The 19,834-nt window shown below is 72.7% G+C and carries 19 protein-coding genes; 12 read left to right on the top strand and 7 right to left on the bottom strand.

Features of this window, described 5'->3' with window-relative positions; all coding sequences use genetic code 11:
- Positions 1–21: 21 nt before the first annotated feature.
- Positions 22–1,038: an ROK family transcriptional regulator gene (locus ABGB18_RS26700; RefSeq protein WP_347698333.1), complete on the bottom strand. Its 1,017-nt coding sequence runs from the start codon at positions 1,036–1,038 to the stop codon at positions 22–24.
- A gap of 72 nt (positions 1,039–1,110) precedes the next feature.
- On the opposite strand from ABGB18_RS26700, the gene ABGB18_RS26705 reads away from it, so the two are divergent.
- From ABGB18_RS26705 to ABGB18_RS26720, 4 genes are all read left to right on the top strand, one after another.
- Positions 1,111–2,259 carry an MFS transporter gene (locus ABGB18_RS26705; RefSeq protein WP_347698334.1) on the top strand — a complete coding sequence of 383 codons (1,149 nt, stop codon included), beginning with the start codon at positions 1,111–1,113 and terminating at the stop codon, positions 2,257–2,259.
- Between the two features lie 306 nt (positions 2,260–2,565).
- Positions 2,566–3,885: a serine hydrolase domain-containing protein gene (locus ABGB18_RS26710; RefSeq protein ID WP_347698335.1), complete on the top strand. Its 1,320-nt coding sequence runs from the start codon at positions 2,566–2,568 to the stop codon at positions 3,883–3,885.
- A 249-nt stretch (positions 3,886–4,134) separates the two neighbouring features.
- On the top strand, positions 4,135–5,913 hold the full coding sequence (locus ABGB18_RS26715) for a protein kinase (protein ID WP_347698336.1): 1,779 nt from the start codon (positions 4,135–4,137) through the stop codon (positions 5,911–5,913).
- 126 nt (positions 5,914–6,039) lie between these two features.
- Positions 6,040–6,789 (top strand): glucose 1-dehydrogenase, encoded by a 750-nt coding sequence (locus tag ABGB18_RS26720; protein WP_347698397.1) that lies wholly within the window; start codon positions 6,040–6,042, stop codon positions 6,787–6,789.
- A gap of 873 nt (positions 6,790–7,662) precedes the next feature.
- Here ABGB18_RS26720 and ABGB18_RS26725 read toward each other — a convergent pair.
- On the bottom strand, positions 7,663–8,676 hold the full coding sequence (locus ABGB18_RS26725; protein WP_347698337.1) for a hypothetical protein: 1,014 nt from the start codon (positions 8,674–8,676) through the stop codon (positions 7,663–7,665).
- Between ABGB18_RS26725 and ABGB18_RS26730 the strand changes: the two genes are divergently transcribed.
- The gene (locus ABGB18_RS26730) at positions 8,666–9,121 is read left to right on the top strand and encodes a hypothetical protein (RefSeq protein ID WP_347698338.1); all 456 of its coding nucleotides are present in this window, start codon (positions 8,666–8,668) and stop codon (positions 9,119–9,121) included. The two genes, ABGB18_RS26725 and ABGB18_RS26730, sit on opposite strands and share 11 nt — an antisense overlap.
- A gap of 162 nt (positions 9,122–9,283) precedes the next feature.
- Here the strand turns inward: ABGB18_RS26730 and ABGB18_RS26735 are convergent, their stop codons facing one another.
- Positions 9,284–10,252 (bottom strand): alpha/beta hydrolase, encoded by a 969-nt coding sequence (locus tag ABGB18_RS26735; protein WP_347698339.1) that lies wholly within the window; start codon positions 10,250–10,252, stop codon positions 9,284–9,286.
- A 140-nt stretch (positions 10,253–10,392) separates the two neighbouring features.
- Here ABGB18_RS26735 and ABGB18_RS26740 point away from each other — a divergent pair, with 140 nt between their 5' ends.
- The 4 genes from ABGB18_RS26740 (at position 10,393) to ABGB18_RS26755 (ending at position 12,826) form a co-directional block, all read left to right on the top strand.
- Complete coding sequence (locus tag ABGB18_RS26740) at positions 10,393–11,118, top strand: dienelactone hydrolase family protein (RefSeq protein WP_347698340.1); 726 nt, start codon at positions 10,393–10,395, stop codon at positions 11,116–11,118.
- A gap of 104 nt (positions 11,119–11,222) precedes the next feature.
- A complete protein-coding gene (locus ABGB18_RS26745; RefSeq protein ID WP_347698341.1) occupies positions 11,223–12,113 on the top strand; it encodes an LLM class flavin-dependent oxidoreductase in 891 nt (296 codons plus the stop codon).
- A gap of 90 nt (positions 12,114–12,203) precedes the next feature.
- Positions 12,204–12,521, top strand: a complete 318-nt coding sequence (locus ABGB18_RS26750; RefSeq protein WP_347698342.1) for a hypothetical protein — start codon at positions 12,204–12,206, stop codon at positions 12,519–12,521.
- Between the two features lie 11 nt (positions 12,522–12,532).
- Entirely contained in the window at positions 12,533–12,826 is a 294-nt protein-coding gene (locus tag ABGB18_RS26755; RefSeq protein WP_347698343.1) for a hypothetical protein, read from the top strand.
- A gap of 102 nt (positions 12,827–12,928) precedes the next feature.
- Here ABGB18_RS26755 and ABGB18_RS26760 read toward each other — a convergent pair whose 3' ends face one another.
- Positions 12,929–14,029: an ROK family transcriptional regulator gene (locus tag ABGB18_RS26760; RefSeq protein WP_347698344.1), complete on the bottom strand. Its 1,101-nt coding sequence runs from the start codon at positions 14,027–14,029 to the stop codon at positions 12,929–12,931.
- A 99-nt stretch (positions 14,030–14,128) separates the two neighbouring features.
- Between ABGB18_RS26760 and ABGB18_RS26765 the strand changes: the two genes are divergently transcribed.
- On the top strand, positions 14,129–15,355 hold the full coding sequence (locus ABGB18_RS26765) for a Gfo/Idh/MocA family oxidoreductase (protein WP_347698345.1): 1,227 nt from the start codon (positions 14,129–14,131) through the stop codon (positions 15,353–15,355).
- A 104-nt stretch (positions 15,356–15,459) separates the two neighbouring features.
- Here ABGB18_RS26765 and ABGB18_RS26770 read toward each other — a convergent pair whose 3' ends face one another.
- Positions 15,460–15,774, bottom strand: a complete 315-nt coding sequence (locus tag ABGB18_RS26770; protein WP_347698346.1) for a hypothetical protein — start codon at positions 15,772–15,774, stop codon at positions 15,460–15,462.
- 82 nt (positions 15,775–15,856) lie between these two features.
- Positions 15,857–16,708, bottom strand: coding sequence for an NAD(P)H-binding protein (locus tag ABGB18_RS26775; RefSeq protein WP_347698347.1), 852 nt, complete (start codon positions 16,706–16,708; stop codon positions 15,857–15,859).
- Between the two features lie 85 nt (positions 16,709–16,793).
- On the opposite strand from ABGB18_RS26775, the gene ABGB18_RS26780 reads away from it, so the two are divergent.
- Both ABGB18_RS26780 and ABGB18_RS26785 read left to right on the top strand, forming a co-directional pair.
- Complete coding sequence (locus ABGB18_RS26780; protein ID WP_347698348.1) at positions 16,794–17,225, top strand: MarR family winged helix-turn-helix transcriptional regulator; 432 nt, start codon at positions 16,794–16,796, stop codon at positions 17,223–17,225.
- Between the two features lie 109 nt (positions 17,226–17,334).
- On the top strand, positions 17,335–19,353 hold the full coding sequence (locus ABGB18_RS26785; protein WP_347698349.1) for a hypothetical protein: 2,019 nt from the start codon (positions 17,335–17,337) through the stop codon (positions 19,351–19,353).
- A 28-nt stretch (positions 19,354–19,381) separates the two neighbouring features.
- On the opposite strand, the gene ABGB18_RS26790 is transcribed toward ABGB18_RS26785, so the two are convergent.
- The gene (locus ABGB18_RS26790; protein ID WP_347698350.1) at positions 19,382–19,801 is read right to left on the bottom strand and encodes a very short patch repair endonuclease; all 420 of its coding nucleotides are present in this window, start codon (positions 19,799–19,801) and stop codon (positions 19,382–19,384) included.
- Positions 19,802–19,834 lie beyond the last annotated feature (33 nt).

The raw sequence follows: 19,834 nt of genomic DNA on the forward strand, positions 1-19,834 counted from the left end.
CGACCGGTTGAGCCGGGGTGGTCAGCCGAAGACGTGGTCGCGGACCAGGTCGAGGGCCGTCAGCACCGCTCCCTGGAGCACCGCGTTGCCCTCGACCGTGCTGGCGCGGACCTCGGTCGGCGCCGGAGCCAGGGCGCGCAAGCGCTCGGTCACCAGCCCCGCCAGCTCGTCACCCCCCTGGTGCCCGGTCCTGCCCCCCAGCACGACGAGCCCCGGGTCCAGGATCGTGACCAGGGCGAAGGCGCCCCTGGCGATCCGCGCGGCCAGCTCCGCCCGGTCGAGGCCGCCGGTGACGTCCGGTGAGACGAGCTCGCAGAACGCCATACCGTCCACCTCCAGCATCCCGACCTCCCCCGCGCCCCCGGACGCGCCCCTGCGCAGCCGGCCGCCCAGCACGACCGCCGCGCCGATCCCGTCGTCCAGCCACATCAGCACGAAGTCCTCGCTCCCGGCCGCCGAGCCGGTGCGCGACTCGGCGACGGCGGCGAGGTTGACCTCGTTCTCCAGCACCACCGGGGCGCCCAGGCGCCGGCGCAGAGCGCCGATCAGGCCGGGCCGCCAGCCGGGCACGTCGCTGGCCGACACCAGCTCCCCGGTGCGCGGGTCCACCAGCCCCGGCGCGCCGATCACCACCGTGTCGAGCGCGCGCCCCCCGGCGGCGTCCCTGATCGTCTGCTCGACCAGCGCGTCCAGCTCGCCGCGGATCGTCCTGGTGGCCTCGCCGGCCACCCCGCCGGCGATGTCGGCGACCGTGGCGGTGACCGCGTCGCGCCGCAGGTCCACGCCTGCCACGTGGGCCCGGTCCGGCACCAGCCCGTACAGGCGGGCGTTCGGCCCGCGCCGGTCCTCGCCGTATTCGCCGGCGACCTGGATGAGCCCGCCCTCCATGAGCCGCTCCAGCAGGTCGGACACGGTGGGCCTGGACAGCCCGGTCAGGGTGCGGAGCTGGGGCGCGGTCAGCGGTCCGCGCTCGATCAGCAGGTCGAGCGCCAGCCGGTCGTTGATCGCGCGGGCCGTGGCCGGGGTCGCGGTCTTCACGCGTCCCATAATAATCAGGAACCCTGCCTGAAAGTATTTTCATCAGGAACCCTGCCTGATAGTTTCCGTGGCATGAGCCATCACCGTGCCATCGCCATCGTGTTCGTCCTGCACGGAGCCGTCGCCGGCAGCCTGGCCACGCGCATCCCGTGGTTACAGGACCACCTGGACCTCGGTCCCGGCACCCTCGGCCTCGCGCTGGTGTGCCCGCCCATCGGGGCCCTGATCGGCATGCCCATGGCCAGCCGCCTGGCCTACCGCTTCGGCGGGCGGGCCGCCACCCGCGCCCTGCTCGCGCTGTGGTGCGGGGGCCTGGCCCTGCCGGCGCTCGCCCCGGCGCCCGCCTGGCTGTTCGCGGCCTTCCTGCTGTACGGCGGCGCGGCCGGCATGTGCGACGTCGTGATGAACGCCCACGCGGTCGTGCTCGAACGCCGCCTCGGCCGCTCGATCATGTCCGGCCTGCACGGCATGTGGTCGGTGGGCAGCCTGGCGGCGGGCGGCGTCGGCGCCCTGGCCGCGCAGGCGGGGATCGACGCCAGGATCCATCTCGGCGCGGTCTCCCTGGCGCTGCTCGCCGTGGGGGCGGTGGCCGGGCGCGGCCTGCTGCCCGACGACTCGCCGGCCGACGCCCCCGCGCCGCGCCGCTTCGCCCTGCCCGCGCGCGGGATCCTGGCCATCGGCCTGGTCGGGTTCTGTGGCACGTTCGCCGAGGGTGCCAGCTCCAACTGGGCCGCCGTCTACCTCACCGAGGTCACCACGGCCGGTCCCGGCCTCGCGGCGGCCGGCTACACGGTGTTCATGCTCTGCATGGCGGGCACGCGACTGGTGGGCGACCGGCTCATCCGCCGCCTCGGGCCCGTCGCGGTCGTCCGGACGGGCGGGATCATGGCGGCGCTGGGCGGCGTCCTCGTGGTCGCGGCGCGCACGCCGGTGCTCGGCATCGCGGGGTTCGCCCTGATCGGGCTGGGGGTGGCGGTGGTGGTGCCGCTGGTGTTCGCGGCGGCGGGCAACGCGGGGACGACCCCGGGCGAGGGCGTGGCGGGCGTGGCGACGATCACGTACCTGTCGGGCCTGGTGGCGCCGGCGGTGACGGGCTGGGTGGCGGGCGGCCTGTCCTATCCCGCCGCGTTCGCCATGATCACCGGCGTGGTGCTGCTGCTGGGACTGCTCGCCCCGGTCCTGCGCCCCGCGCCCCGGCCACTCGTCCGCACGCCCGGCTAGCGTGGCCGCTCCAAGCGCCGCCGAGGGGCCGCCGCACGAGGTTCTCGGGCCTTCCACCTCTTTCACCGCTTCGACGGCCCCCGACCACGACGTCCCGGACCGGGCGCACGGTGGCGGCGACCATCCCGGCACCCCTGATCGGCATGGCCGGCTCGGCACCTCTCCCGTGGTGGCGGCGCGCAGGGCGTCGAGCACCACGGCCGGGGTGAGGAGGATGAGGGTGCCACGTTGATCGTCTGGGCCGCATCGTCCCCAATTGTTAGGCTCGTGAGCCAAGTAAGCGCTTCCTTTCCCTGCGGAGGTCTGATGCACTGCGATCCTCGGTTCTCCCGCGTACGCGAGGTGTTCGAGCGGCATATCGCCGATGGCGAGGAACTGGGCGCGGCCTTCGCCGTCTACCTCGACGGCGAGCCGGTGGTGGATCTGTGGGGCGGGATCGCCGACCGGCACACCGGGCGGCCCTGGGTGTCCGACACGCCCGCCTTCGCCTACTCCTGCACCAAGGCGATCACGGCCACCGTGCTGCTGCAGCTCGCCGAGCGGGGGCTGGTGGACGTGAGTGCGCCGGTCGCGGACGTGTGGCCGGAGTTCGCGGCCCGGGGGAAGGCGGCGATCACGGTCGAGCATCTGCTCACCCACCAGAGCGGGCTTCCGGTGGTGGAGGAGACGGTGCCGGTGGAGGAGTTCGAGGACCACGCGGCCATCGCGGCCCGGCTCGCCGATCAGGCGCCGCTGTGGGAGCCGGGGTCGGCGCACGGGTACCACGCGCTGACGTACGGGTTCCTGGTGGGGGAGGTGATCAGGCGGGTGACGGGCAAGTCCGTGGGTGAGCTGGTGGCGGCGGAGATCGCCGGGCCGCTGGGGCTGGAGCTGTGGGTCGGCGCGCCGGACACCGTGATCGCCCGCGCGGCCCGCCTCAAAGCAGGCGAACGCCCCCGCCGGCCGGACACCCCGCCCGAGGCGACCACCGGCGGCCCGGCCGTCACCGAGGCCGTCGGTGCCGCCCTCGGCGGGCCCGCCTCCGAGACCAGGGCCACTTCCGAAACTGGGGCCTCCGAAACTGGGGCTTCCGAAAGCAGGCCCGCCTCCGGAACCAGGCCCGCTTCCGAGAGCACCGGGGCCGTCCCCGAGCGGTCGCGGGACGTGCTGGCCGAGATGGCCAGGGCGGCGCTCGATCCGCGGAGCCTCATGAACCGGGCGCTCGGCAACCCCGGCATGCGGCAGCTCAAAGGCGGCGCGAACCACCCCCTCATCCTGCGTGCCGGCTGGCCCGCCGCCGGGATCGTCACCACCGCCAGGGGCCTGGCGGCCTTCTACCGGTCGCTGATCGCCGGCGACCTGCTGCGCCCCGACACCCTGCGGGAGGCCGTCCGCCCACGGGTGAGCGGCCCCGACCGGGTGCTGTTGCTGGACACCTCGTTCGGGCTCGGTTACATGCGGCCGTCGATGACGTTCCTGATGCCGTCCCAGACCGCCTTCGGCCACAGCGGCATGGGCGGTGCCATCGGCGTGGCCGACCCGGAGCGTGGCCTGGCCATCGGCTACGTCATGAACAAGATGGCCAACGCCGTCTCGGGCAACCTGCGCGGCCTGCGCCTGGTGTCCGCCGTCTACGACGCGCTGTGACGACACGGCCGGTCAGTGCGGGGAGGCGATGAACGGCGAGTTCGCCGCCCCCCGCATCTCCATCACCAGCACGGCCACGCGCTCCACCGGCGACCCCGAATCCGGCCGAGCGCCTGCCTGGCAGGAACCCGAGCACAGCACCCGCCGCACCGGCCCGTTCCGCACCGGGTCCGGCCGATTTTCGCACTCGTGACAACCGGAACACCGGGTGAGACCGTCAAATCCAGGACGGCCTGATGGGGGTTCGACTTGGTCCCTGGTTACCGTGAAGCACGCCAGCTGGGCGCCGGCCGCACCGGCCGGGTTTTCCTCGCCACCTACCAGTCGACGGGCGCCTATGTGGCGATCAAATACCTGAACGCCACCCTGCGCAGGGACGCCGAGTTCATGGACCGCTTCCGGTCGGACACCCACACGCTGGTCGAGCTCGACGACCCGAACGTGGTCCGGCTGCATGAATACGTCGAGACCTCCACCCGGGCCGCCGTCGTCATGGAACTGGTGGACGGCGTCTCACTGCGCACGCTGCTGGCCGAGCACGGCCGGGCCAGCCCCGAGGCCGCGCTCGCGCTGCTCAAGAGCACGCTGCTGGCCCTGGCCGCCGCGCACGAGGCTGGCGTGCCACACCGCGACGTCAAGCCGGAGAACGTGCTGGTCCAGGCGGACGGCACCACCAAGCTGGCGGACTTCGGCATCGTCGTGCACGCGGAGGAGCCGGGCGTGCCGGCGGGCAGCCCCGAGTACATGGCACCCGAGCTGTGGACGCAGCACCGGGCGGGGCCGGCCGCCGACCTGTACGCGGCGGCGTGCGTGCTGTTCGAGGCGGTCAGGGGCCGCCCGCCCTACCGGGCCTACAAGGAGGGCGGCCAGGACGAGCTGGACGTGCCGGCCATACGGGACAAGCACCTGGTGGAGCCGGTGCCGCTGGAGATCGTCCCGGACGCCCTGCGCGACCTGCTCAAGCGCGGGCTGGCCAAGGACCCGGCGGCCAGGTACGGCTCCGCCCGGCACTTCGCGGCGGAGCTGGAGGAGGACGCGCTCGCCGGCTACGGCCCCGGCTGGGAGCAGCGCGGCCGGCGCCACCTGGCCGAGCAGGCCACGCTGCTTGCCCTGCGCTTCCCACTGGCCAGGCCCGAGCCGGCGACCGGTGCCGCGCTCACCCTGCGCGACCGGATCCTGCAGATGCCCAGGCTGCCGCCGCCCCTGTGGATCGCGGGCGCGGCGGTGATCTCCGTGGCCGTCGCGCTCGTGATGTCGGGCGGGCGGCTCCCGCCGGGCCCCGGCACGGTCCTGGTCCCACCGCCCGGGGCGCAGGAGGAACCCGACCCGGTGGACACCACGGCCCCCCGCCCGAGCCGGACCGCCGCCGCCCCGCGGCGCACCACCGCGACGCCGGCGCCCGAACCCGGCCGCGGGAGCGGGCCGACGACCGTCCCGCCCCCGCCCACCGACCCGCCGCCGCCCCCGCCCACCGAGCGGCAGGGCGGGACCTCGGGGTTACGGCCGGTCGTGCGGTCGGCCGGCATCGCCCGGTGGAGCGGCACGGAGGGCACGGTCCGGGTCTCGGTGAGCGGCACGGGGCCGGTGCGGCTGCTGGTCACGTACACGCGCCGGGAGGGCGAGGAGGGGTCGGTCCGGACGCTCCGGCGGGAGACTCGCACGCTGCGTGGCAGCACCACCTACACGAGGACCGTCGCGCACGATCCAGGAGACGTGGCCTGCGGCACCCGGGCCCATCTCGGGATCCTCGTCATGACGGAACCGGCGGCGGGCAACGGGCCGCAGGTGAACGAGGTGGCCGTGGACGGGCCCGCCTGCCCCCCGCCCTCACCGACCGGCCCGGCCCAACCTCCGCCGACCGGCTCCGACACATTCCCGCCGACCGGCTCCGGCGCACCCCCGCCGACCGGACCGGCCACGCGCCCGCCGAGCAAGGGCCCGGCTCTGCACACGCCCCCGCCGTCGGATCCTCCGGACAAGCTGTTCACGAGCCCCACAGACCTTGCCGGTCAACCAAGCGTTCGCTAGCTTGACAGCGATGAGCGCTGACACCTCCGCCCCCGGCGAGCTGGCCATCCGGCGCCGCACCACCTGCGGCGGACTGGCCGGTGGAGACGGTGCGTGACGTGGTGGCGGCCGCCGCAGGAGGACGTCATGGGGCTGCTTGACGGCAAGGTCGCGCTGGTCACCGGCGGGGCGCGGGGCATGGGGGCCGCGCACGTGCGGCTGTTCCTGGCGGAGGGCGCGCGGGTGGTGTTCGGAGACGTGCTGGACGAGGAGGGCAAGGCGCTGGCGGAGGCGACCGGGGCGACCTACGTCCATCACGACGTGACCAGCCTGGAGGAGTGGCGGCGGGCGGTGGCGACGGCGACGGACCTGTACGGCAGGCTCGACGTGCTGGTCAACAACGCCGGGATCCTGAAATTTCGGCGTATCTATGACATGGCGCCCGAGGACTTCGACCGGGTGATCAACGTCAACCTCAAGGGCGCGTGGCTGGGGATCAAGTCGGTGATCGACCCCATGAAGGCCGCCGGGCGGGGCTCCATCGTGAACATCTCCTCGATCGAGGGCTTCGTCGGGGCGGAGGGGCTGTCGGCGTACTCGGCCTCCAAGTTCGCGCTGCGCGGCATCACCAAGTCGGCGGCCAGGGAGCTGGCCAGGTTCAAGATCCGGGTGAACTCCGTGCACCCCGGGGCGATCAACACCTCGATGGCCATGGATCCGGACATGATGAGCGAGGTCGACGCGGAGTCCTTCGTGAAATCCATGGTCATCAAGCGCTTCGCGAAGCCGGTGGAGGTGTCGCACGTGGTGGCGTTCCTGGCCTCGGACCGGGCCAGCTACTGCACGGGCAGCGAGTTCACGGTGGACGGCGGGCTGCTGACGGGGGCGGGTTACTGAAATTAGGTAGATCTTTCTTCTCACCCCTCGTTCCAGGACATTCCGAACAATGCCTCTGACCTGGGCTTTTACTCCAGGCGAGCCGGTTGAACTCCCCTTGAGGCGCACTTGACCTGCGGAAACGACAGGGTAATCTCGCCCTACCACAAGCTTCCGATTTAACCCCATACATCCTGCTTTACCCCTTTTGTCAGGATATGTACGGATAAGTCGACGCCGTGGTGCGACATGTCCTCTCGTGGGCCGTGCAGAAGCTCGGTTGCCAGGACTGGATCGGGCAGTCCGTGTGGACGGTGGCGCAGACGACGCGACACGAGCGGCGTCGTCGGCCACGGCTACTCGGAACTCGTCAGGGCCCGCCTGGACACCACCCGCTCCGGCGCCCCGCGGCCCAGCTCCAGACCGTCGAGCACACCCCTCACCCACCCGCCCCGCCCACGAACCGCCAACCGACCGACGGACGGCCTGACACCACATGCCCAACGGACATTCCGGCCCCCGGCCCACGGAGCCGCGCCCCAACGCCCACGAGCCCCACGACCAGCCCGCTTACGGCCCCGGCGCTCATTTCCCCCAGTACCAACCCGGCCACCGGCACCCCCAATGGCAGCCCGGCGGCCACGAAGACCAGGGCCGCCGCCCCGGCGACCAGCAATTCGGCCCCTTCACCCCACAGACAACCGACGACCGCCCCAACCACCACCCATCCGGTTCCTACCGCCCCGGCCCGCACCGCCCCACCGACTCGGCTCAACCCAGCGGTCCCCATCGCCCCGCTGCCTCCGAACGCCCCACAGGCTCAGACCGACCTTCCGGTCCTCACAACCCGGCCGGATCAGACAACCCCACGGGCCCAGACCGACCATCCAGTTCTCACAACCCGGCCGGATCAGACCGTCCCACCGGTTCCGACCAGCCGAAGGCGGACGCCGGAGGCCACCAGCCCTCTGGCGGGAAGTCGACCGGCTCCGTGGGCCCAGGCACCGACGGCGACGACTCCCACCCGTCGGCAACCCATCCCGCGCCCACACCGACCCGAGGCTCGGACACGGAGCCGACCGCCACCGCCCCAACCCCGGCCTCCGCAGCACCAACCGAAACCCCGGACAGGCCGACAGCCACGGCTGCGCCGATCCCACCCTCCGACCCGACCTCAGCCACACCCACCCCGAACCCGACCTCCGACTCTCCGACGGCCACCCCCACCGCGACTCCGACGTCCAGCGCGCCTTCCACCACGCCGACGCCCACCCCCACGACATCCGACTCGTCCTCGGCCACCCCCACCCCGACCACCTCCGAGACGCCGTCATCTACACCGACCCCCACCACGTCCGACTCGTCGTCAGCCATCCCCATCCCCTCCGATACGGCCTCCCCCGGTCCCACCCCCACGGAGCCGGAGTCGCCGACAGCCACGGCCACCGCCTCGACGCCGCCGGCGACGGAGAGCCCCGCCCCCTCATCGACCACCGCCCCGGACGAATCGACCGCCACCCCCACCGAGTCGGCCGCCGCGTCGGAAGAGCCGAGCGCGAGCCCCACCGAGTCGGCCGCGGCGTCGGAAGAGCCGAGCGCGAGCCCCACCGAGTCGGCCGCGGCGTCGGAAGAGCCGAGCGCGACCCCCACCGACTCGGCAGAGGCAAGCGCCAGCCCGACCGCATCCGACGCGGCGAGCGCGAGCCCCACCGACTCGGCCACCCCGTCCGAGGAGCCGAGCGCCACACCGACCGCGTCGTCCACGACCGAGCTCGCCGCGGAGCAGGCCACCTCGCCCACTCCGACGACGTCCGGCACCACGGCCGCCGCCGGCGCGCCCTTCCCCTCGCACCTCACCTCCTCGATCAACGACTCGCTGCCGGGCCTGGGGACCCCGATGCTGGTCATCTCGGCCCTGGTGGCCGTGGTGGCCCTGATCGGGCTGATAAGCGTGGCCAGGAACCGCCGGCGGGGCGGCGCGACCGACGCCGTGCTCGCGGAGACGGGCCCGTACCTGCCGACTCCCCAGCACGCCGCCGCCGAGCCGGACGACGGCATCCTGTGGCGGCGCGACCTCATGGGCGCCGCCGAGGCCGCCGCCCAGCCGCTCACCCCCGCCCCCGCACCCGGCGAACAGGAGAACCACCGGCCCGGACCTCTGGCCCGCTTCCTCCTCCAGTCGGAGGACACGGAGGAGTACCACGTGCGCGGGCGACACGGCGAGCACCCCGGCGCCGACGAGGGTCCCGGCACCGAGCCGGGCCATCACGAGCACCCGGCGCCCGGCACAGGCGGCGGCGACGACGTGACGGAAACGCTGCCGCGCATGACCGGAGATCACCCCAACCCGTAGTCGGCGGCGAAGGCGGCCAGCCGCGACACGGCGTCGCGGCTGGCGGGGCTGGCGGGGCTGGCGGGGCCGCCCGGCGCGGCGCGGCGGCCGGCTCTCCGCCCGCGAGCACCGGCGGCCGCCGTCGCACGGCCGTCACCGCGAGCCCGTACGCCGGGCGTGTCGTCAGAGGCGGAAGGCGCGCTTGAGCGCGGCCAGCCGCGCCGCCCGCGCCCGCCTGCTCAGCTCGGTGTCCGGCACCATGCCGTCGAACCCGTGGAAGGCCCCGGGATACAGGTGGAACTCGGTGGACACCCCGGCCCGCGCCAGCCGCAGCGCGTAGTCCATGTCCTCGTCCCTGAACACCTCCAGCTCCCCGACGTCGATGAACGCCGGCGGCAGCCCGGCCAGGTCGGCGGCCCGGGCCGGCGCCGCGTACGGGGACACGTCCTCGGCCCCCACCCGGTCACCGAGCAGCGCGGTCCAGCCGAACAGGTTCGCGGCCCGGTCCCAGACCACGGCCTGGGTGAACTCGTGGCTGGACGGGGTGATGTTGCGGTCGTCCAGCATCGGGCACACCAGGAACTGGAAGGCCACGTCGGGACCGCCGCGGTCACGGGCGAGCAGCACGGTCGCGGCCGCCAGCCCGCCGCCCGCGCTGGCCCCGCCGACGGCCAGCCGGGTCAGGTCGATGCCCAGTTCGCCCGCTGCCTTGGCGGTCCACGCCAGCCCGGCGTAGCAGTCCTCGACGGGCGCCGGGTGCGGGTGGTCAGGGGCCAGCCGGTAGTCGACGGACACCACCACGCAGCCGAGCCGCTCGACGAAGCCGATCATCGTCGGGTCATCCCCCTCGGGGGCGCCGAGGATCATCCCGCCGCCATGGATCCAGTAGAGCGCCGGCCGCCCCGGCCCCTGCCCGGGCGGCTGATAGATCCGGACCCGGACATCGGGGTCTCCGTCGGGCCCCGGCACCCGCCGGTCCTCGATCACCACGTCGGTGTCCGGCCTCGGCATGGCGGCCAGCATCGCGCCGAGCTGCGCGCGGTGCCCCAGCAGTTCCTCCAGCGTCATACGGGACATGTCGAACGCGGGCATCGGCGTCCGCTCCAGCGCGGCGCGGATCTCGGGATCGAGATTGGGGTGCTCGTATGCCATGAACCTCTCCTTGTCACCGGACCCGGGGACCTACCCCTCGATGGTCGGAGTCACCGCCCGTGACGCGCAACCCGCGACATGCCGATCATGGTGCTCGCAGGACCCTGGATAACGCGGATCAAGGTGGGCATGCTGGCCGCATGTGCCATTCCACCGACAGCAGGCCACCGGCTCCGCCCGTCCAGGGCGAGGTGGCCTCTCAGGAGCAGATAGAGCTGACCGCCGCCGACGGCAACCGCTTCCTGGCCTACCGGGCCGATCCCGCGGAGCCCAACGGGCGCAATGTGGTGATCCTGCCCGACATACGCGGACTGCATCCGTTCTACCGCGACCTGGCCGTGCGCTTCGCCGAGGCGGGGTTCCGGGCGATCGCGATCGACTACTTCGGCCGGACGGCGGGCCTCACCGGCCGCGACGCGGACTTCGAGTACAAGCCGCACGTCGAACAGCTCCGGTCCGACCACGTCAGGGCCGACGTGCGGGCGGCCACGGACGCACTGGCGGCCCTGGGGCCGGTGTTCACCGTGGGCTTCTGCATGGGCGGCGCCCAGTCGTGGCGGCAGGCCGCCGAGGGCAACGGCCTGGCCGGCGGCATCGGCTTCTACAGCACGCTCCGCTTCGTCGACGACCCGGCGACCGGCCCCGGCGCGCCGATCCTCGGGCTGCTGGGCGGGGCGGACACGGCCACGTCGCCGGAGCGGCTGAGAGCGTACCTGGCCGCGCTCGACCGGGCGGGCACCGAGCACGAGACCCACGTCTACGAGGGTGCGCCGCACTCGTTCTTCGACCGCTCGTACAAGGAGTGGGAGGAGGCGTGCCAGGACTCCTGGCGCCGCATCCTGTCGTTCACGGAACGCCACTCCTGACGCGGGGCGGGAGCACCCGAGCAAGCACGGTCGCGGTCATCACCTCCTGAATCGGGGCGCGCGAGACTGGACGCGGCCGCCGTGGCGGGTCTATCGGTGGGGACATGACAGAAACGAGATTCGCCATCTCCCTCCCCCAGCACGTCGCCGACGGCTCGTTCGACCCCGGCGCGTTCCGGGACTACCTGCGGCGGGTCGAGGAGCTCGGCTTCCACAGCGCGTGGACCCGCGAGTCGACGCTGGCGCCGACGCCCACGCTCGGCCCGATGGAGGTCCTGACGTACGCCGCCGCCTGCACCGAGCGGCTGCGGCTCGGGTGCGCGGTGTTCATCCTGGTCCAGCACCAGCCGCTGCAGCTCGCCAAGGGCATCGCCACCCTGGACCAGCTCAGCCGGGGCCGCCTGGAAGTGGGGTTCGGGCTGGGCGGCCGGGACACGCTCGCGAACTTCGGCGTGCCGCCCGACGGGCTGGTGACCCGCTTCACCGAGTCGATCGAGCTCATGAGGGCCTGCTGGACGGAGGCCAAGCTGGGCTTCGATGGGCGGTTCTGGCAGGTGCACGCGGATATGGAGCCCAAGCCGTACCAGAAGCCGCACCCGCCGGTCTGGATCGGCGGGCACCGCCCCGCCGCGGTGCGCCGCGCCGTGCGGCACGGCGACGGCTTCTTCGGCGCGGGCGGGGCCACCACGGCGGCGTTCGCCGAGCAGGTGCGCACGGTCAAGGCCGAGCTGGCCGCCGCCGGCCGCGACCCGGCGGGCTTCGGCATCGCCAAGCGGGTCTACGTCTCGGTCGGCACGGAGGCCCGCATCGACGACCTGCTGCGCAAGATGTACGGCGGCGCGAACGTGGCCGTCACCGGCCCGCCCGAGGTGTGCGTGCAGGGACTGCGCGACGTGATCGCGGCCGGCGCGGACCTGGTCCTGCTGGACACGATGTTCGACGAGCCGGAACAACTCGAACGCCTCGCGACCGAGGTTCTGCCCGAATTGCGATGATCGGGGCGGCGAAAAACCATTAGAACGCTGTGTAGTCATGCCCTTACTGTGAGCAACGCAAGGATCGCCACATCACAAAGGGAGAGCACGGTGCACGTCAGACGAGTAACCATGACCGGCCTGCTCATGGCCATGAGCCTGAGCGGGCTGCTCACCGCGCAGGCCGCCTCGGCCGCGCGGCTCTACGACTTCGCCGCCCAGGGCGTGATCATCTGGAGCCAGCCCCGGGCGGGCTCCAGCCGCAACGGCCTGGGCTACGCCGGGCAGGGCTTCCAGTCCGACCGGGTGGAGCGGCACGCGCTCTACCAGTGCGACCACTTCGCCAGCGACGAGTGGCACCACGGCCGCAACGTGACCACCGGCGTCGTCGGCTGGGTCCCCGCCTGCAACCTCGCCGACCCGGACTGAGGGAGGCCACCGTGATCCGTCTCGTCACGACCGCGGCCGCCCTGACGCTGGCTCTGAGCGGCCTGTCCCCCGCCCACGCGGCCCTCGTCCCCGTCTACAGCTGCGACACCGTCCGCGGCGACCCCGCCACCACCGTGCTGTTCGGCAACTGCCGCGCCTCCTTGGGTGCCGTGACCAACGGTCCCTTCGGCGGCACGGCGATCGGCGAGGCCCGCCAGGTCCCCCTCAGGATCAGATGCGTGAGCGGAGGCGAGGCCGCCGTCCCCAACGAGGTCCTGCTCCGGGACTGCACGCAGATCGGCTGACCCGTCACGGGGGCGCACCGGCCAGGCGGGCGCCCCCGTGGTCCCCGCCGCCCACCACCGCGCACCCGCCAGGCGCGCCCCCGCGGTCCGGCCGCAGCGGGCTCAGAGCCCCAGGATCTCGCGTTCCACGTGGTCGAGCGCGAGGCGGACCGCCCCCAGCGCCACCCCCTCGCGCCCGAACGTGGACACCACCACCTCCGGCGCGCTCACGCACAGCTCGGCCAGGTGCCGCCGCAGCGGTTCGAGCAGCACGTCACCGGCCTGCGCATAGCCACCGCCGCCCAGCACCAGCAGGTCGGGATCGATGGTCAGGACCAGGGCGGAGGCGCCGACGGCGAGGCTCTCGGCATAGCCCTCCACCCGCCGCAGGGCCTCGCGCTCGCCCTGCCGCGCCGCCCTGAACACCTCCGCCGCCGAGGCGTCCTTCACCAGCTCCCGGGCGGCCTCCTCCCAGCCGACCTGCCGCAGGGTGCCGATCTCGCCCGCGGCGCCGCCGCGCCCGGCGTGCAACCGGCCGCCGATCAGGATGCCCGCGCCCGGCCGGTGGCCGACCAGTACGTACACGATGTCGGAGACATGCTGCGCGCTGCCGCGCCAGTGCTCGGCGAGCGCCGCGAGGTTGGCGTCGTTGGCGGCCAGCGCCGCGCTCCCGAACCAGCCCGCGGCCAGGCCCGCCAGGTCCACCCCCGTCCAGCCGGGCAACGTGATCGACAGCGACACCCGCCCGGTGCGGTCCACGATGCCGGCGGTCCCCGCCGCCACCGCCCACACCCGCCGGTGGGCCACGCCCGCGCCGTCCACGCACTTCAGCGACGTGTGCCGGGCGGCCTCCAGCCGCTCGTACGCCGGGGCGTCGGCGCAGACGGCGGCCCGCTCCCAGGCGACCACCTCGCCGTTGAGGTCGGCCAGTGCCGCCACGATGCCGTCACCGCCGATCTCGACGCCCACCACGTAACCGGCGTCCGCCCGGAACCCGAACCGCCGCGCCGGCCGCCCCATCACTCCCTCGTCGGGCGGCACCTCCAGGACGTAGCCGCGCTCGCCCAGTTCGTCGAGCACCGCTTCCACGGTCTGCCTGGACAGCCCGGTGACGCGGCCGAGCCGGGTCAGGGTGGCCACGCCCTCCCGGCGCAGGGCCCTGAGCGTGACCTGGGTGTTGACCTTGCGCAGCAGCGACGCGTCACCCGGCCGGAGCTCGGTCACTTATGAGACCCTTCCCCATAACTGCCCTATTGACGGCTATCTGCCCGGATCCTAGCATCGACCGACATACGTGGATTGGTTGCATATCTGGAGGGGCGAATGGTCACGCTGGCGATCGTCGGTGCGGGCTCACGGGGCACCACCTATGCCCGTCACGCCGCCGGGACCGGCCGGGCGCGGGTGGTCGCGGTGGCCGACCCGGTGGCGAGCCGCCGTGACAGGTTCCCCGAAGCCCGCCCGTACGCGGACTGGCGGGAGCTGGCCGCCCTCCCCCGCCAGGCGGACGCGATCATCGTCGCCACCCAGGACCGGGAGCACGTCGAGCCCACCGTGCGATTCGCCGAGCTGGGCTACGACATCCTGCTGGAGAAGCCGATGGCGGTCTCCGAGGACGACTGCCGGGCGATCGTCGCCGCCGGGCGGCCCGACGCGGTGTTCGCCGTCTGCCACGTGCTGCGCTACACGCCGTACACGCGGGCCCTCAAGGAGCTGCTCGACGCGGGCCGGATCGGCGAGATCGTCAGCATCCAGCACCTGGAGCCGGTCGGGTGGTGGCACCAGGCGCACTCGTACGTGCGGGGCAACTGGCGCAGGACCGACGAGTCCACGTTCATGCTGCTGGCCAAGTCGTGCCACGACCTCGACTGGCTGGTCCACCTCACCGGCAGGCAGGTCACGCGGGTGTCGTCGTTCGGCGGGCTCCGGCACTTCCGCCCCGAGAACCGCCCCGCGGGTGCCGCCGCCCGCTGCCTGGACTGCGCCGTGGAGCCCGCCTGCCCGTACTCGGCAAAGCGCATCTATCTCCCGCTGGCGGGCAAGGAGGCGTGGCCGGTGTCCGTCCTCACCGACGACGTCTCGGAGCGGGGCATCCTGGAGGCGCTCAGGACCGGCCCGTACGGCAGGTGCGTGTACGACTGCGACAACGACGTCGTCGACCACCAGGTCGTGAACATGGAGTTCGAGGGCGGCCTGACCGCGTCGTTCACCATGACCGCGTTCACCCCGGCCCTGCACCGGCAGACCCGGATCTTCGGCACCCGCGGCTCGATCGACGGCGACGGCGACCGCCTGACCCTCACCGACTTCGTCACCGGCCGGTCCGAGGTCATCGAGACCAGCCCGACCGGCGACGCCACGGCCAGAGGCGGCCACGGGGGCGGCGACGAGGCCCTGGTCGAGGCGTTCCTGACGGCCGTCGCCACGAGGGACCGCTCCCCGATCCTGTCCTCACCCGGCGAGAGCCTGCACAGCCACCTCATCGCCTGGGCCGCCGAACGCTCCCGCCTGACCGGCGAAACCGTCACCCTGGCAGGAACGTCCCGCTGAAAGGCGGATCACAGCTCCGTGAAGTACCGGCCTCTGGGGTCGGGGTGGCAGACACCACCGGGGCAGGTGATGGGCGGGTTGCAGTACTCGCGGTTGGTGAGCGCTCACCCATCATCGCGATGACCGCCGGCACCGACCTGTCGCCTGGCCGTCTCGTCCGCCGGTCCTACGAGCCGGCCCGCGATGGAGGCGACCAGCTCGCAGGACCGGCGGCGATCCGCGTGCTCGTACACCGGCGTGGTGATCATGGGCTCACCCGTGCCGGTGCCGTCGAGCACCGCCCGCAGCCGCCCCGCCACCGTGGCCGGACCCCCGACGAGGACGCCGCCGGAACGAGCGGCGATCTCGGCACGATCCTCACCGGTGTACGGATACGCCGCCTCCTCGGGACTCGGCAGCAGGATGCGCTCCCCCCGCACCCGGCTGAGCACCTTCAACCGGGTCGGGCCGGCGAGCCATTCGGCCCTTTCGTCGTCCTCTGCGGCGACGACGGACAGCGGATCAGTGAGCGCGGCGGAAGGCGTCGACGTTGCGGGCGCACCAGTCGGCGAAGGTGCGGGGCTTGCGCCGAAGCAGGCGTTCCACCCAGTCGGTGCGGAATCCGGCGGTGTCGGCGCGCATGAGGTGGAAGCCTTCGATGATGGCCTCGGCCAGCGCCGGGGGTGCCCCCTTCGGGAACCGGGCGGCGACGGCCTCCTCCGCGGTGGTGACCGCCCGGACCGTGATGTCCCGGCCGACCGCCGCGGCGAGGACCTCGACCTGTTCGGCGACGGTGAAGAGCTCCTCGCCGGTGAGGACGTACTCCTGGTCCTGGTGGCCGTCGGCGGTCAGGGTCAGGGCGGCGACGGCGGCGATGTCGGCGGGGTCGATCGGCGCGTACCGGCCGGGTCCGGACGGATCGAGGACGTAGCCGGCCTCACGGATGGTGGGCAGCCAGTCGAAGGCGTTGGTCATGAACCCGCCGGGCCGCAGGAACGTGGCCGGGATGCCGGAGGCCCGGATGGCCTGCTCGCGCTCGTGGTGCCAGCGGCCCATGGCGGGCATCGGGTCGCCCAGCACGTTGATCGAGGACAGGTGCACGATGTGACCCACCCCGGCTGACCGCGCGGCGGCGATGGCATGCCGGGTGTGGTCGAGGCCGATGCCGGGAGTGAGCAGGAACAGCCGGTCGGCCCCGGCGAAGGCCGGCGGCAGCGTCCCCGGATCGCTCAGGTCGGCCACGACCCGCTCACCAGGCAACGCGGCGGCCCGGCCCTGGTCGCGAACGAGGATGCGGAACGGCACCCCGGCCTCGGCCAGCTCGCGGACGAGCTCGCGGCCGACGTTTCCGGTGGCACCGGTGACCAGTATCATGAGAACCCCAAAGTCGTGTACCGGTTAACGATCGAGCGAAACATTAACCGGTACACGATCTGCTGTCAATCGCGGAGGCCCCGACGTGCCCGAGTTCCTGGACCTGCACAGCAAGGCGTCGAAGGCACTGCGGGCGGCGGCCGAGGCGGCCGTCCGGCGCCACGGGCTGCACCTGGGACAGGACCACCTGCTCGCGGTGCTGTGGCGGCAGGACGGCAGCACCCCGGGCGAGGTCGCCGCCGCACTCAACGTCACCACCCCCAACGTGGTCAAGGCGGCCACTCGGATGGCCGCGGCCGGCCTGCTCACCCGGCGCCGCGACGACCGGGACAACCGCCTGGTCCGCCTGTGGCTCACCGACACCGGACGCACCCTTCAGGCACCCGTCGAGGAGGAGCGTCGGCGCCTTGAGGAGCAGGTCATCGCCGACCTCACCGAGACCGAACGCGAGCACCTCCTCACCGCACTGGCGAAGATCCACCGCTCCGCGACCGCCCTGCTGAACGAAACGTCATAGCCGACGTGGATGGGTGGGCGACCTGACGGCAGGCGCCCGCAAGTTGGGCGCCTCGCCTCCCCAGAAGCGGAATACTGGTACGCGTCCCCCAACCGACCACAAGGGAGCCGTGGTTTTGCGCACCTGCTACGAACCCGAGGAGACCGAGGAGTTCGAAACCGCCAAGGATTTGCTGATCAGACGCTGTCTCACCTGGGCGGAGGAGCACGGTCGCCCGGCCGACGGTTTCATGCTGAGCGCGGCCATCGACTCGCGCCACCAAAGCCGCGACGGCCGGCTGAGCCACTGGAACGCCGACCAGATCAGGCGGTTCCTGCTGCAGTGGATCCCCCGCCACGTCGTCGCCCCGAGAGACCGCCTCGACGCGGCTCCGGAAACCCTGCGCACGCTCCTGGCCTACCTGGCGGCGACCGGGCTGCGCGACCCGCGCGGCGCGACCCCGGCCGAGGCGGACGCGGCCATCGACGAGGCCGCCTATCAGGAGGCGCTGGACGACCCCTACCGCCAGAGCCTGGCGAAATACTGGGCGCAGATGGCGCTGGACCACGGCGTCGACCCCGCGAGCCCCAAGGACTTCGACCGGTTCAGGCGGGACATCGACGCCGGCCGGATCCAGTACGACCAGGACCTGCTCGACCACCTGGTGCAGGCCCGGTTCACGGAGGCGGAAACCCTCGCCGAGGAGCGCGCCTTCGCCCAGCCTCCCATCGCCCTCCCCCCGGCGGCCGAGCTCACCGAAGCCGCCGCCCGCAGCGAGATCGTGCGCCAACTGACCGCCCTGGCGGACTGGGTGGGCGCCGACGGCCGCCCACTCACCGAGGCCGGCAACCTTCGCGTCGCCGACGCCCGCGAGCTGGCCATCCTCCTGGCCACCGGCGAGGAGCAGCTCCAGATCCGCAGCGCCACCGAACTGCCCCGTCTCACCCTCCTCCTCACCTGGGCCAAGAAACTCCGCCTCCTCCGCACCAGCAAGGGCCGCCTGCTCCGGGTGGCCAAGGCGGCCCCGCTCCTACGCGACCCGGAAGCCCTGTGGCGCCGCGCGTTCGAGACCCTTTTCGACCTCGGCCAGGTGATCACGCCTCCGGCCACGACCTGGCAACCCCGCTCCATGCTGACGGACGCCTTCGACGAGATCCTCCCCGACGTCCTCAACAGCATGTACGGCCTGGGCACCATGCCCATGATCCGCCTGGAGGAGTCGGTCTGGCTGGCCTGCCAGGAATACTTCGTCTTCGACCCCGCCAAGGACGAGCGCCAGGTGGACCTGTGGCGCAGGGTGGTCGGCCGCGACCTGGAGCGCACGTTCGAGATCCTGTCCGCTCTCGGCGCCGTCGAGCTGACCCGCGGCCCCGCCGACGAGCTCTTCTCCAGCGACCTGGACGAAGTGGACCAACCACTGCCCCCCGATGCGGTGGAACGCCTGCGCACCCGACTGGCCGAGCCCGACCTCCTCCTGGTCCGCCTGACCCCGCTCGGCCTGCGCGCCGTCCGCGACCGCCTGCTCGCGGAGGGCCGCGACGCCCCCCTGATCGGCGAAATGTCCACCGCCCCACCGGCCGAGCTACTGGGCGTCCTGGCCCAGCACTACGACCCGGAGTCGACCGTCACCGAACTCGAAGGCTGGCTCTCCCACCCGGGCCAGGACCTGGCGGCGTTGGTGCAATCGATCCGCGACTGCCCGTTCCGCACCCGAGCCGCCGCCATGCTCGCCACCCTCATCGAAGCCCTCCCGGACGGCCACTCCCTCCTCCGCGACCTGCGCCACGACCCAGTCCTGGGCCCCGTCGCCCTGAGCTACCTCGTAGACGGGGGTGAGCTCGCCCCGGAGTCCTTGAGCGAGCGAGAGCACCTGCTGTTCGGCGCCGAGAGCTTCCTCGTGCTCCTGGAACTCGGAGGGCCGGAGGCGGTCATCGAGCAGCTCAGGGAGATGGCGGGCAAGAACGCGTACGGCATCGTGGAGGCGCTCCTGTCGTCGGGCCACGGGGACACGACGGGCCTGGCAGAGCTGCGCACCCTTGTGGCCGAGCCGCTACGCGCAACCCGCACCCACCCCCTCCGCCTGGCCCCCACCGCAGCCCCAGGCGCACGAGGCCGCCGAAAGAGCTCAGACAAGAAATGGAAACGCTGAACCTCTCCTCGAAGCCTGAATAACGGCCCTAACCGTGCGCCCTGGAACGGATGGCCTTGAGCTCGTCGGCGATTCGCACCGCCGACGAGGCGGGGTCCCCGTGCTCCCAAATACGGATCACCGTCCAACCGGCCTCGCTGAGCAGCCGGTCCGTCTCACCGTCCCTCGCCCGGTTCTTCAGCACCTTCTCCGCCCAGTAATCCGCGTTCGTCGCGGCTTTGGTGTGGTGCTCAGGACAGCCGTGCCAGAAGCAGCCATCCAGGAAGACCGCAATCTTAGCCTTGGTGAAGACCAGGTCGGCGGTACGACGTACGCTCGGCAAGGGGCGGATGGAGACGCGATACCTGAGCCCCAGGGCATGAACCGCGCGCCGAAGTGCCAGCTCAGGCTTGGTGTCCCGACCCTTGTTGGTCTTCATGCTCTTGCGGACGCCCTCGCTGGGACGCACTAGTCAGCCTTTCGACATACAGTATCGAGATCG

The organism is Nonomuraea sp. B12E4 (assembly GCF_039871825.1).
Lineage (GTDB): Bacteria > Actinomycetota > Actinomycetes > Streptosporangiales > Streptosporangiaceae > Nonomuraea.

Coding starts and splice junctions, on each gene's coding strand:
- ABGB18_RS26735 (WP_347698339.1), bottom strand. CDS start 10,252: ATGGCATACGAGCACCCCAATCTCGATCCCGAGATCCGCGCCGCGCTG.
- ABGB18_RS26745 (WP_347698341.1), top strand. CDS start 11,223: ATGACAGAAACGAGATTCGCCATCTCCCTCCCCCAGCACGTCGCCGAC.
- ABGB18_RS26725 (WP_347698337.1), bottom strand. CDS start 8,676: ATGACCAGCATCGGGGTCCCCAGGCCCGGCAGCGAGTCGTTGATCGAG.
- ABGB18_RS26720 (WP_347698397.1), top strand. CDS start 6,040: ATGGGGCTGCTTGACGGCAAGGTCGCGCTGGTCACCGGCGGGGCGCGG.
- ABGB18_RS26775 (WP_347698347.1), bottom strand. CDS start 16,708: ATGATACTGGTCACCGGTGCCACCGGAAACGTCGGCCGCGAGCTCGTC.
- ABGB18_RS26710 (WP_347698335.1), top strand. CDS start 2,566: ATGCACTGCGATCCTCGGTTCTCCCGCGTACGCGAGGTGTTCGAGCGG.
- ABGB18_RS26730 (WP_347698338.1), top strand. CDS start 8,666: ATGCTGGTCATCTCGGCCCTGGTGGCCGTGGTGGCCCTGATCGGGCTG.
- ABGB18_RS26740 (WP_347698340.1), top strand. CDS start 10,393: ATGTGCCATTCCACCGACAGCAGGCCACCGGCTCCGCCCGTCCAGGGC.
- ABGB18_RS26765 (WP_347698345.1), top strand. CDS start 14,129: ATGGTCACGCTGGCGATCGTCGGTGCGGGCTCACGGGGCACCACCTAT.
- ABGB18_RS26705 (WP_347698334.1), top strand. CDS start 1,111: ATGAGCCATCACCGTGCCATCGCCATCGTGTTCGTCCTGCACGGAGCC.